Origin of the sequence: Halobacillus litoralis (genome assembly GCF_004101865.1) — a bacterium.
Taxonomy (GTDB): domain Bacteria; phylum Bacillota; class Bacilli; order Bacillales; family Halobacillaceae; genus Halobacillus; species Halobacillus litoralis_A.
The window spans coordinates 752957-765007 of the sequence record NZ_CP026118.1; the positions used below are offsets into that span (position 1 = coordinate 752957).

Below are 12051 nucleotides of genomic sequence, written 5' to 3' on the forward strand. Positions count from 1 at the left end.
CGATGATAGACGCATTCGATTCTTTTATTCAGAAATTGGAACCACAGTTACGAACATGGCGTCGTGAGCTCCACCAACAGCCGGAACTCGGTTTCCTGGAATATCAAACCACTTACAAGGTGGCAAAAGAGTTAGAAGAGCTTGGATTTACCATCCATGTTGGAAAAGAGGCCGTCCAAAGCGACTCCCGCTATGGTGTACCTCTCGAACACGAGATCCAAGAAGCAGAAAGACAAGCTTTAGAAAATGGTGTACCCGAAGATTGGATCGATGCGATGCAAGGCAGCCATACCGGTGTTGTCGCTAAGTGGGATACCGGGAGAGAGGGGCCTCATCTCGCTTTCCGATTCGACATCGACGCCCTGCCTATTTTGGAATCAAACGAACCCGAACATAAGCCGCATACAGATCACTTCCGGTCCACTCAAAACGGGATCATGCACGCCTGTGGCCATGATGGACACACGACCATCGGCCTTGGACTAGCTCATCTGATCGCCCATTTTCAAAGCCAGCTGACAGGGACGTTCACTCTCCTGTTTCAACCGGCAGAAGAAGGCGGCCGAGGAGCCAAGGCGATGGTGGACAAAGGCTGGTTAGAAGGCGTCGATCAATTTTATTCCGGACACATAGGCATCAATTCCCTCCCTGTCGGCACAATTGCCGCCAGCACGGAAGGATTTCTCGCTTCTGCAAAATGGAACGTGACCTTCAGCGGCCAGTCGTCCCATGCAGGCATGAAACCGGAAGATGGCCGTAACGCATTGCTTGCTGCTGCCACAACCGCTACTCAACTCCATGCAATTCCCCGGCACAGCGAAGGCATAAGCAGGGTGAATGTAGGAAAACTGGTGGCTGGAAACGGCAGGAACATCATTGCAGATTCCGGCTATTTAGAAATCGAAACCCGCGGCCAAACAAAAGCGATCAATGAATTCATGCAAAAGGAAGCTAAACGCATCATCCAGTCCTCCGCTTCGATGTATGACGTCAAGGTCGACATCGAATTTGTCGGAGAGACAGAAAAAATGACCTGTGACCGTGCTCTTATTCCATTGATTCAAGAACAATGTCAACAAAGTGCATGGGTGAACCACATCGATCCAGTCGCCTATGTTTCAGGGTCAGAGGATGCCAGTTTTATGATGAACGCAGTACAGGCAAATGGCGGAAAGGCGACTTACATGTTGTTCGGCACGCATCTTCCATCCAATCACCACTCCCCTGCCTTCGATTTTGAGGAGGAAGTCATACCAGTAGCACTGGCTGCCTATGCACACGTTCTAAGAGGAGGAAGTTCCTAATGAAGCAATGGTTAGAGGAAAAACTATTACAACTGAATGTAACCGAACATATGGATGAAGAAAACGGATTTACCAGGCTCAGTTATACCGAAGAAGAAAAACAAGCCCACAATGCATTTCGAAACGTAGCTCAGGAACTGAACCTTGAGGTAACTCAGGATGTGGCCGGTAATCTTTGGGCAAGGTGGCAAGCTGATCAACAAGACGCACCGACGATAGCCCTTGGCTCTCACCTCGATACAGTCAGTGCCGGCGGAGGTTATGATGGCGCTGCCGGTGTACTGACAGCGCTAGCAGCTGTAAAACGTTTGAAAGACACAGGCTTCCAGCCGAAGAAAAACATCGACATTGTCTGTTTTGCATCAGAAGAATCAGCCCGCTTTGGCGTTTCTACAGTAGGAAGCAAGGCAACGGCAGGTATGATTGAAAAAGATGAACTGGCCCGTGTCGTTGATGTTGACGGAATTTCCATTAAAGAAGCCGTCGAATCCTATGGTCTATCGTGGGAGGCAATTGAACAAGCTGAAAAAACCACTGAGGACTTGGAAAGCTTCCTTGAATTGCATATTGAACAAGGGACGCAAATTGAAGACAATGGTGCAGAAATCGGCATCGTACGCGGAGTTGCCTGCCCGATCCGGCTGCAAGTCACTGTCAAAGGAATGGCCAATCACACAGGGACGACACCGATGAACAATCGTGCTGACGCGTTTGTCGCAGCCGCCCCTCTGATCACATATGTAGAGGAGCAAGCCCGCAGGCTGAATGAAGTTCAATCCACACCTGTCGTAGCAACGGTCAGTACTGTTCACCTCTCTCCTAACGTCATGAACGTCATTCCAGGAGAAGTTCAATTGGGGATCGATATCCGCAGTGTCGATGATGAGCTGAAAAGAGGTCTTGCTGAGCAGTTCCGCACCTATTGCGAGAACATGAATGATTCCAATGACATTGCTGTTCACGTCCACACACTCGTCGACAATGATTCCGTTCATCTGGATTCCTCTATTCAGGAAAAACTTCTGCAACTGACGGAGAACTCCGGGTATCGTGCCCATTCTATGGACAGTGGTGCCGGACACGATGTTATGAACATGGCTGCCAGGTGGCCATCAGGACTCATTTTCATCCCTTGCCGTGATGGAATCAGCCATCATCCGAAAGAGCATGCTTCCATTGAAGATTTGAACAAAGGGACGGATGTATTGGCCGCCTATATCGAGCACGAAACGAGTGAGCACAAATGAAAACAAAAATCGGAGTCATCGGACCAAAAGATTCCGTAGAACAAATCATGTATGTGGCAGAAGAATTCGATCAGATCACATTCTTCCCACATACGTATGAAAAGTTATCCGACGTAACAGACATTTTGAGAGATCACAGGCATGAGGTCGATCAATGGTTTTTCTCAGGGGTGCTCAACCACACGTATGCGATGGAAAACAACCTGATCACAGAAGAAGAGTGTGCCTACCCGCCCCTCCACGGATCCAGTTTTTTCGGAATTTTGTTAGAAGCTCAGCTTGCGGCTAATCAAGTCTACCGAAAAGTGAGTATCGATACGATCGCGAATGAGGAATTCGATAAGATTTTGTCGTACTACCAATTGGATGCTCTGGAATATGAAAACTTTCCCTTTGAAAAAGTACGGCATACAGATGAACTGACCGCTTTTCACAGTCAGTTGTATGAACAGGGGAAGATAGAAGTCGTCATCACATCCATCAAGACCGTTTATAAAGAATTGAAAGCGAAAAATATTCCAGTTTTCCGTGTCACCCCTTCTTATTTGTCCATCAAGATGGTCATACAATTTTTAGAAGAACGAGCCCAATCCAAGCATTTTCGTAATTCACAAGTAGCGATCATTGGTTGCCGTGTCGAAATGAACGCTTCTCACTCTGAAGAAAATTACTACTCGTTCAAGACGAAATATCAAGAACTCGATGTCCGCCGCCAGCTCCTTTCCATTGCCGAAAAAACAAACGGCTCCGTTATGCAGCTCGGAGATGGCCTCTTTTTCATCTTCACGACCCGCGGCGAGTTAAGTGATGAATCTGAAGCAGACCTTTTCACTCTTATTGAAGACATCCGGCTTCAAACCAATTTAACCGCTCGCGTATCCATCGGTTTTGGTGAAACAGTCTCCCAGGCTGAAAACCATGTAAGAATCGGTTTCCGACACATCAAAGAAGAACAGGAACCTCTACTCCTGATTGTAGATGAAGATCAGTCTATCTCACTGAAACAGCAACAAAAAACATTAAGTTACCATACGACCGAAATCGGCCATGCTTTGCAAAACAAAATGACAGAAGCGAATCTCAGTCCAGGCGTCATCTCAAAACTGATTTCATATTCCAAACTGTACCACCGCGAACACTTTTCATCCCAGGATTTGTCCCGTTGGCTGAAAAGCACGGAACGTAACGGAAGACGGATTTTAACTGAATTAGAACGGGTAGGCATCGTCGAACAAGCCGGTGAACAGCAATCCGGTGAACGAGGGAGACCAAGAAAAGTATACGGCTTCGTCACGGAGGAGTAGCTCCTCCTCTCCCTCCATACCTTTTACGGAATAATTAAGGAAATTTCCCTAAATATAGAAAGGATGATCACAATGAGCAAGCAAAGCTCAAAAAATAAAACCAAAGGATTTTCCAAGCTGTTAAATGGTGTAGAAAAGGTAGGTAATAAGCTTCCTGACCCATTTATGCTATTTGTTTATCTGGCCGTCTTTACTATCGTAGGTTCCTGGATCATTTCGCTCTTCGGAGTCACGACAACCCAGCCCGGTACTGGAGAAGAAATTCCGATTAAAAGCTTAGTTTCCGGAGAAGGACTGCAGTACATCCTCACTTCCATGCTCGAAAATTTCACCGGCTTCAAACCGCTCGGCCTTGTGTTGGCAATGATGCTTGGTATCGGTCTAGCCAACAAAGTCGGGTTATTGGAAACAGCCATTAAGAGCACAATTTTGAAAGCACCGAAATCCTTGATTACCTATGCCGTTATTTTCGTGGGTATCCTAGGTAACTTAGCCTCAGATGCAGCATTCGTTATCGTTCCTCCACTCGCCGCAATGGTCTTCTATACACTCGGTCGCCACCCGCTAGCCGGACTGGCTGCTGGTTTTGCTGGTGTCGGATCTGGTTTTACAGCCAACATCATCATAGCAGGTACAGATGCTTTGCTTTCCGGAATCTCTACTGAAGTCATGGAAAGCCTTGACTCAAACATCGTCGTTACTCCTGTCGACAACTGGTACTTCATGATTGTTTCTGTTGTCGTCCTCTCTATCACAGGTGCATTAATTACTGAAAAAATCGTCGAACCTCGTTTAGGAAAATACGAAGGAGAAGGCGGTTCGGAATTAGAAGCAAGTACAAAATTGGAAAAACGCGGCTTTAGAAACGCCGTACTCGCAGCACTCGGATTTATCGCCCTTCTTATCATTGCAATAGCTATTCCTGGTTCAGCATTACGAAACGAAGAAGGTGGAATGATCCCATCACCCTTCTTAAGCGGAATTGTTCCTATCATTCTTTTATTCTTCATTACCATCGGTGTCGCTTACGGAGTTACCGTCAAAAAAATCACTTCCACACGTGATATTTCCGGCTTTATGGGTGAAGCCATGAAAGAAATGTCCGGCTTTATTGTCCTGATCTTTGCTGCGGCCCAGTTCATCGCTTACTTCGATTGGACGAACATCGGCACATGGATTGCCGTCAGCGGTGCGAACTTCCTGGGATCCATCGAAATGACCGGCCTCCCTGTCGTCATTGGCTTCGTTCTTTTAACAGCCGTGATGAACATGTTCATTTTCAGTGGCTCAGCCCAGTGGGCACTCGAAGCACCGATTTTCTTGAAAATGTTCTATCTATTAGATTATCACCCGGCATTCATTCAGGCCGCTTACCGTATTGCGGATTCATCCACGAACATCATCACCCCGATGAACCCGTATATCATTATCGTACTTGCATTTATGAAAGAATACGATAAAAAAGCCGGTCTTGGCACATTGATCGCCCTCATGCTGCCATATGCCGTCATCTTCTTAAGTGTATGGATCGTGTTGCTGCTTGCCTTCGCACTTCTAGGCATCCCATTCGGTCCTGGGGTCGGTATGTATATCAATTAAATGTAACAAACACGAAATGGCTCCGTTAATTCGTGGTCTCTGAAAAATCCTTCTCAATCTAGAGGAGCTGTTAAAGTTTGTTGTTGCTTCTCACAAATCGCTTGTCGGTAGGTGCTTGCCGCGGGCACGGCCTCAGCTAACTTGGTCAAGAAGATCACTTGACCAAGTGGATCTTCGGCTCGCGCTGTTCCCGCAGGCGTCACCACCGAACGCTCATCGTGGAATCAACAGCGGACCATCTAAAAAAGAGTGATTTTCTTTGTTTTTAAAACAAAGAAAATCACTCTTTTTCCTTGTCCATTGAAAGAAGCCGATTTGATGCATAACTCAGAAAGTTGCAGTTCTTCAGTAGCCTTGTTAATTCGGAGCCATTTCTTCGGCTATAGTAGAAGATAGATATTTTTCTAAAAGTCTGCAAAGTTCCCTTTTAATAATTATTCGAACGCTAAGGAAATCTGGCCCTTTCATTCACACACCGGTTTACCGCGTCTTTATTTTGGTATTCCTTTCCTCTATATCAAAAACTTGCTTCTAATTGAAACTTTCCACCACTGTTCAATTTTGCAAAATCACTTTATACAAACTCTACACACTGAAACCCCTTACATAATACTCAAATCCCCTTTATACTAGGTTCATAAGATGATCATCGAATTAACAAACGTATAATTATGCAAAAATTACCACCTTAAGAATGAACATAAGGAGGATCCTCATGGTACTGGATAAAAGACGTGCACACTTATTATCCATCCTTCAACAATCTTCTGAGCCGATACCAACGAAAGATCTGGTAACCAAAATGAAAATCTCGCAACGTACGATCTATTATGATATTGACCAGATTAATAGTTGGCTGAGGACTCAGGAGTTAGAACCAATTCAAAGCAAGCATGGTAAAGGGTTGATTTTGCCTCCTTCATCTAAATCAGAGCTCTTGGATTACCACGATCAAAGCTATGAAGATTGGCAATATCAATTATCTAAACAGGAACGAGAAGTCTTGATAAAAGCAAAGATATTACTAGAAGAGCAAGATTCCTCTATGCAGAAATTCATGGACCTTACGAGTATGAGCCGTGGTACTGTCGCCAAGGTCATCAAAACGATCAAACAAGAATTCAAAAAAGCTGGCTTGAGTTTGTATTATCAGAAACAGTCAGGATACCGATTGAATGGTTCGGAAGAGGCAAAGAGAACAATGCTTTCCGATATTCTTGCGACGATTTTATCACAGCCAGACTGGCATAACGTCAGGAACGAAATTCATAAGATGATCCTGCCAGAAGCCGATACGCGATTAAAGGAAACCGATCAGCGGCGTTCGGTGAGACAACTGCTCATGGATGCAGAAAAAGAACTAGGATTGACCTTGACCGATGAAATGATGGAGATTCTTTCCTTACAGATCTTAATGATAATGAAACGTATCGAGTTACAAAAGTACATCCAAGTACAACAAGCAGAAAAAGAAGTCCTCCAGCAGACAGAAGCTTACCAGGCTTCCTTGCTGATTACGAATAAGCTAGAAGCCTTAAGAGGAGTAGCATTCCCGAAAGATGAGGTTTGTTTCATTACCATGAACCTCTTAGGCTCCAAAGTTCAACACGATGACTTCAGCCGCTATACCGAACAGGAACTGGCCGGGCTGAAAGAAGTCGTGCAGCAGATGATTGATGATTTTCAATTGTATTCCTGTGTGGTGTTTGATGATAAGGATGGGCTTGAGGAAAACCTGATTTCGCACATCAAGCCGACCTATTACAGGCTTAAGTATGGTGTACACATCGCGAATGACTTAGCTTGCACCATACAAGAAACATACCCAGACATTTTCCATTTAACTAAACGGGTAATGAGGCACCTTGAGCTTTATGTCGGAAAGCCGATTCCTAATGAAGAAATTGCTTACATCACCTTACATTTCGGAGGCTGGCTCACTAAAGAGAAAAAGCAGGTCGAAACGAAGCTCAACGCGATCATCATTTGTGAAAATGGCATTGGGACTTCCAATATGCTGCGCACCCAATTAGAAAACCTGATTGCAGGACTGAATGTCATCACCACCTTATCGATAAGGGAATATCAAAAGAACGAATACGAGGCAGATGTGATTTTTTCAACGAATTATATTAAACCGAAGGAGATACCTGTCATTCACGTTCCTGCCATCCTGACGAACATCGAAAAGGAGCAGGTCATCCAGAAGATGAATGACCTATTCGAATCCAAACCGGCCGAAAAAAACTCAACGGATCACCTGCTGGATATTATCGAACGCTATGCGACGATTCACAAGAAAAATGAATTAAAACAGGAGTTGGTTCACCTCTTTGAACAAAATACTCCCGGAACAAAGGAGATCAACAAGCCTATGCTCAATGAATTGCTAACCGAACAAACCATCCAATTGGAAGACCAAGTGTCCAGTTGGCAGGAAGCTATCAAATTAGCCGCCCAGCCCCTGGTCGATGAAGAATCGATTCAAACGGATTACGTGCAGGCGATGATTGATAACGTAGATGAATTAGGTCCCTATGTGGTCATCGCACCTGGAATCGCCATCCCTCATGCACGCCCAGAGTCAGGGGTGGAACGACTGGGAATGAGTTTCTTACGATTGAAAGAACCGGTTTATTTTTCAGAAAAAGAAAAACACCGTGCTCAGTTAGTGATTGTACTGGCAGCAATAGATAACCAGACCCATCTCAAAGCCTTAGCTCAACTCACGGAAATGCTATCGAATGAAGATAATGTCGAGCGGCTGATCGCAGCGGATGAACGGAAGACCGTGATTGAAGTAATCAACCAATCTGTCGAAGTATAAAATTTGAGGAGGAATTCAATATGAAAAAAGTATTAGTTGTATGTGGTAATGGGTTAGGCAGCAGCATGATTGTAGAAATGAACGTGAAAGCAGCGCTTAAAGAACTAGGGAAAGAAGCCGACGTTTCCCACACCGATCTAACCACCGCCAAGACGGAACAGGCGGATATCTTCTTAGGTTCAGAAGATATTGTCGATAGTCTGGAAGATGGCCAAAAAAACGTGGTGAAGTTGAAAAACCTGATGGATAAAAATGAGCTCCGTGAATCTTTAGAACAAAATTTGTAAGCCCACTAAAAACGAAGGAGCGATATTATGATTGATTTAATAATGAAGGATATCTTAGGCACCCCAGCGATCCTGGTCGGTCTATTCGCCTTAGTCGGGCTGCTTGTGCAACGTAAAAATTCAGGAGATGTCGTTTCTGGAACCCTTAAAACGGTGATGGGCTTTGTAATCCTCGGGGCTGGGGCGAATGTACTCGTCCAGTCTCTGGGCCAATTCAGCAGTATGTTTGACAAAGCCTTCGCTGTCGACGGGGTCATCCCGAACAATGAAGCGATCGTCGCGCTTGCCCAGGAAAGCTTCGGTACAGAAACTGCGATGATCATGTTGTTCGGCATGATCGTCAATATCCTGCTTGCTCGATTCAGCCCTTTTAAATATATCTTTTTAACCGGTCATCATACCATGTTCATGGCTTGTTTAATCGCTGTAATCTTAAGCACAGGAGGATTTTCAGGTGCAACCTTGATCATATTCGGCTCGGTGATTCTCGGAGCATTAATGGTCCTTTCTCCGGCAATGCTTCAGCCTTTCACACGAAAAGTCACTGGTTCTGATGACTTTGCCGTCGGGCACTTCGGATCCATTGGTTATCTCGTAGCATCCCTGGTCGGTAAGACTGTCGGAAAAGGATCAAAATCGACAGAGGAAATCAAAGTGCCAAAATCACTCAGCTTTCTCAGAGACACATCCGTTTCCGTCTCCTTGACCATGGTCATCCTGTTCTTTGTTGTTGCAGGCGCAGCCGGACCGTCTTTTGTTGAATCAGAATTAAGCGGTGGACAGAACTTCATGGTCTTCGCCTTTATGCAGGGTCTTACTTTCGCTGCTGGTGTTTATATAATCTTAGCTGGTGTACGCATGCTTCTTGGAGAAATCGTCCCAGCCTTTAAAGGAATTGCTGATAAAATCGTCCCGAATGCCAAGCCGGCCCTTGATTGTCCAGCTATCTTCCCATTTGCAAGCAACGCCGTTATCATCGGTTTTCTATTCAGCTTCATCGCCGGTCTTGTGAGCATGCTCTTCTTACCATTATTAGGACTGAAAGTAATCGTTCCGGGACTTGTCCCGCACTTCTTCACAGGTGCAGCCGCCGGAGTGTTCGGAAATGCGACTGGCGGTCGGAGAGGTGCCGTCATCGGCTCCATGGCGAACGGTATCATGATCAGCTTTCTGCCAGCCCTGTTGCTGCCGGTTTTAGGCTCACTAGGGTTCCAGGGCACCACATTCGGAGATGCTGATTTTGGTTTAGTAGGAATTGTCCTCGGTAATTTGATCAACCTTGTCCAATCAAACGTGTTGGTGATCGCCTCAATCTTACTCATTCTAGGAATCTTATTCTTTATCGGCATGAAATCAAAAGCAAATGAAGCTAAAGAAGATATAGATGCAGCTTAATGACTTAAGCACTCCCTTTCACTTAATCAGGAAGGGGGTGTTTTCTATTTTCAGTGCTTTTTTCATGGACTCTATTATGAAAACCTCAGAACCTAAAGTTTTTCTGCTGCCCCATGCAATAAAAAATTTATGCATTAATGATCCCTATGGTTTTTCTTTATGAACCCTTCAGGAGAGAGTTCGACTAACTTGATTTTTCTAAGCTTTTTCTATGATTTGCATCGATCACTAATTCTCCCACTCCCATTGCCAGTAAACCATTTAATAAAGCAAACAAAGGAGTAACAAAACCTCCACCACTATTCGAAAATGGTATCGTTATCATTATAACTGTACTAAAAAACACAAAAGCCATCCCTAATAAAAATAATGTGCGACCAACAAACATTTTAATCTCCTTACTCTCAATAATGTTTTATGAATCAGGGAAAGTAACCCTTTCAATATAGGAGCAAGCCCATATCCTGCTCTCATCATTTCATTTCCTTCCTCCACACCCGAACCTCACTTGCTACCCTCTCTGGAGTATCCCAATGAATATTATGTTTGGTGTTTTCTATCCCTATCACCTTAATCTTTCGTAACTTATTTTTAATTTTTCTAATACCTTTTTGTCGTGAGGAATCTTTTTTTGGTATGGTAGCATGAAATAATAAAACCGGGCATTCCACGTGTTTGTATGTTGTTGAGCATGGTCCTGAATAGAATGCTTTAACGGTTGCTAAAAGACTCTGGCGGTGTGCTTTCAAGATATATTGGTCCTCAGCTTTTATAAAGTTTGGTGAGATAATAGAATCAAGCTTCTTATTCCACGGCTTGGTCGTATATTCCTGGTATGTCCTGGTGACTTCATCCCAGGAATCGTATTTACTCGCCTCTATATATTCCTTCCAGTCAGAGAGAGCTTTTTCCTTTGTGTACCCCTCCACCATTTCCGGAAATACAAATCCTCCATCTATTAAAACTAGTCCCTCTACTCTATCAGGGAAACTTCTTGCAATATGCAGGGCCAGGTCAGCACCCCAGGAGTGCCCCATGATATAAAACGTTCCATTTACTAAACTATGTATTCCTTTGAAAATCCATTTTGCAAGGGTTGTAAAACCATAATCTTCTTCTAATTCAAATGGATCAGTTCCTCCATGTCCCGGCAAATCGAGAAGAATAATGTGGAAATCCTCAATTAAATACTCTTTAAGTTCCCAAAAACTATTAGAGTCCCCTGTCATCCCATGCAGACAAACTAAAGATGGCAAGCGCTTATCTCCTGACTCAAAAGCTTTAACGGAATAGTTATCGATCATTACATTAAATTCCTTAACATCTAATGCTCTCCCGTCCTATATAATAGATGATCAAATTCATCCTCCAAGGATTTTGAAACTGAAAAACAGTTAAAGGTCTCAGGTGAAATTTCTGCTGTCATATTAGCAGTTTCTGTTAGAATAGCACCATTCATAGCCTGATCTTACTTAGTCCTTTTTTTATATAATAATAGAAGAGATATAATAACTAGCAGAATAAGAAGTATGTAAATAATGTTTGAGTACACTTCCATGTAGCGTACTACGTCTTCCCAGGATTCTCCAACAGATGCACCTAGGTTTACCAGAACGATATTCCAGATGAATGTTCCTAAAGAGGTCAATAGCAGAAATAAACCGAAATTCATGTTAGACATCCCTGCTGGGACTGAGATCAGACTTCGAATTAATGGAACAAAGCGACAAAAGAAAACCGTCCATGGACCAAATTTATCGAACCATTGATCAGCTTTGTGTATATCTGATTTTGATAAACGTAAGACATGCCCCCATCTGTCAACGATTTTTTCCAGTCGCTCTAAGTCTAACTGCAAACCTATAGAGTATAAAACTATCGCCCCGATAACTGAACCTAATGTAGATGAAATGACAACCCCGACAATACTCAAGTCTGATGAATTCGTCATAAAACCACCAAAGGTCAGGATGACTTCAGAAGGGATAGGAGGAAAAATATTTTCTAAAGCAATCAGAAGTAAAATTCCTATGTACCCGTATTCATTCAAAATTTCCATTAACCAATTTTCCATAGAATGCTCCTATC

General features: G+C 43.9%; 11 protein-coding genes. 7 read left to right on the top strand and 4 right to left on the bottom strand.

What is annotated here, in order from left to right; translation table 11 throughout:
• The first annotated feature begins 2 nt into the window (after nucleotides 1–2).
• From HLI_RS03750 to HLI_RS03765, 4 genes are all read left to right on the top strand, one after another.
• On the top strand, nucleotides 3–1304 hold the full coding sequence (locus tag HLI_RS03750; RefSeq protein ID WP_128523160.1) for an amidohydrolase: 1302 nt from the start codon (nucleotides 3–5) through the stop codon (nucleotides 1302–1304).
• The gene (locus tag HLI_RS03755; RefSeq protein WP_128523162.1) at nucleotides 1304–2551 is read left to right on the top strand and encodes a M20 family metallo-hydrolase; all 1248 of its coding nucleotides are present in this window, start codon (nucleotides 1304–1306) and stop codon (nucleotides 2549–2551) included. Before HLI_RS03750 ends, HLI_RS03755 begins: the two co-directional genes overlap by 1 nt.
• Complete coding sequence (locus tag HLI_RS03760; RefSeq protein WP_128523164.1) at nucleotides 2548–3855, top strand: hypothetical protein; 1308 nt, start codon at nucleotides 2548–2550, stop codon at nucleotides 3853–3855. The genes HLI_RS03755 and HLI_RS03760 overlap by 4 nt, the downstream gene beginning before the upstream one ends.
• Before the next feature lie 72 nt (nucleotides 3856–3927).
• Nucleotides 3928–5454 (top strand): AbgT family transporter, encoded by a 1527-nt coding sequence (locus HLI_RS03765; protein ID WP_128523165.1) that lies wholly within the window; start codon nucleotides 3928–3930, stop codon nucleotides 5452–5454.
• Nucleotides 5455–5507: 53 nt separating this feature from the next.
• Here the strand turns inward: HLI_RS03765 and HLI_RS21455 are convergent, their stop codons facing one another.
• Nucleotides 5508–5660: a hypothetical protein gene (locus HLI_RS21455; RefSeq protein WP_164908472.1), complete on the bottom strand. Its 153-nt coding sequence runs from the start codon at nucleotides 5658–5660 to the stop codon at nucleotides 5508–5510.
• A gap of 509 nt (nucleotides 5661–6169) precedes the next feature.
• On the opposite strand from HLI_RS21455, the gene HLI_RS03770 reads away from it, so the two are divergent.
• From HLI_RS03770 to HLI_RS03780, 3 genes are read left to right on the top strand one after another with little or no spacing between them, the layout of a single operon-like run.
• On the top strand, nucleotides 6170–8281 hold the full coding sequence (locus HLI_RS03770) for a BglG family transcription antiterminator (protein WP_164908473.1): 2112 nt from the start codon (nucleotides 6170–6172) through the stop codon (nucleotides 8279–8281).
• A 20-nt stretch (nucleotides 8282–8301) separates the two neighbouring features.
• On the top strand, nucleotides 8302–8568 hold the full coding sequence (locus HLI_RS03775; RefSeq protein ID WP_128523169.1) for a PTS sugar transporter subunit IIB: 267 nt from the start codon (nucleotides 8302–8304) through the stop codon (nucleotides 8566–8568).
• A gap of 27 nt (nucleotides 8569–8595) precedes the next feature.
• On the top strand, nucleotides 8596–9963 hold the full coding sequence (locus HLI_RS03780) for a PTS ascorbate transporter subunit IIC (RefSeq protein ID WP_128523171.1): 1368 nt from the start codon (nucleotides 8596–8598) through the stop codon (nucleotides 9961–9963).
• A 184-nt stretch (nucleotides 9964–10147) separates the two neighbouring features.
• Here the strand turns inward: HLI_RS03780 and HLI_RS03785 are convergent, their stop codons facing one another.
• The 3 genes from HLI_RS03785 to HLI_RS03795 form a co-directional block, all read right to left on the bottom strand.
• Nucleotides 10148–10351 carry a hypothetical protein gene (locus HLI_RS03785; protein ID WP_128523173.1) on the bottom strand — a complete coding sequence of 68 codons (204 nt, stop codon included), beginning with the start codon at nucleotides 10349–10351 and terminating at the stop codon, nucleotides 10148–10150.
• An 85-nt stretch (nucleotides 10352–10436) separates the two neighbouring features.
• Nucleotides 10437–11267, bottom strand: a complete 831-nt coding sequence (locus HLI_RS03790) for an alpha/beta fold hydrolase (RefSeq protein ID WP_128523174.1) — start codon at nucleotides 11265–11267, stop codon at nucleotides 10437–10439.
• Between the two features lie 164 nt (nucleotides 11268–11431).
• Nucleotides 11432–12037: a DedA family protein gene (locus tag HLI_RS03795; RefSeq protein ID WP_128523176.1), complete on the bottom strand. Its 606-nt coding sequence runs from the start codon at nucleotides 12035–12037 to the stop codon at nucleotides 11432–11434.
• Between the last annotated feature and the right edge of the window lie 14 nt (nucleotides 12038–12051).

What these genes read in the sequence shown, in the direction of transcription:
- HLI_RS03750 (WP_128523160.1), top strand. Translation starts at nt 3, where the DNA reads ATGATAGACGCATTCGATTCTTTTATTCAGAAATTGGAACCACAGTTA.
- HLI_RS03755 (WP_128523162.1), top strand. Translation starts at nt 1,304, where the DNA reads ATGAAGCAATGGTTAGAGGAAAAACTATTACAACTGAATGTAACCGAA.
- HLI_RS03760 (WP_128523164.1), top strand. Translation starts at nt 2,548, where the DNA reads ATGAAAACAAAAATCGGAGTCATCGGACCAAAAGATTCCGTAGAACAA.
- HLI_RS03765 (WP_128523165.1), top strand. Translation starts at nt 3,928, where the DNA reads ATGAGCAAGCAAAGCTCAAAAAATAAAACCAAAGGATTTTCCAAGCTG.
- HLI_RS03770 (WP_164908473.1), top strand. Translation starts at nt 6,170, where the DNA reads ATGGTACTGGATAAAAGACGTGCACACTTATTATCCATCCTTCAACAA.
- HLI_RS03775 (WP_128523169.1), top strand. Translation starts at nt 8,302, where the DNA reads ATGAAAAAAGTATTAGTTGTATGTGGTAATGGGTTAGGCAGCAGCATG.
- HLI_RS03780 (WP_128523171.1), top strand. Translation starts at nt 8,596, where the DNA reads ATGATTGATTTAATAATGAAGGATATCTTAGGCACCCCAGCGATCCTG.
- HLI_RS03785 (WP_128523173.1), bottom strand. Translation starts at nt 10,351, where the DNA reads ATGTTTGTTGGTCGCACATTATTTTTATTAGGGATGGCTTTTGTGTTT.
- HLI_RS03790 (WP_128523174.1), bottom strand. Translation starts at nt 11,267, where the DNA reads ATGATCGATAACTATTCCGTTAAAGCTTTTGAGTCAGGAGATAAGCGC.
- HLI_RS03795 (WP_128523176.1), bottom strand. Translation starts at nt 12,037, where the DNA reads ATGGAAAATTGGTTAATGGAAATTTTGAATGAATACGGGTACATAGGA.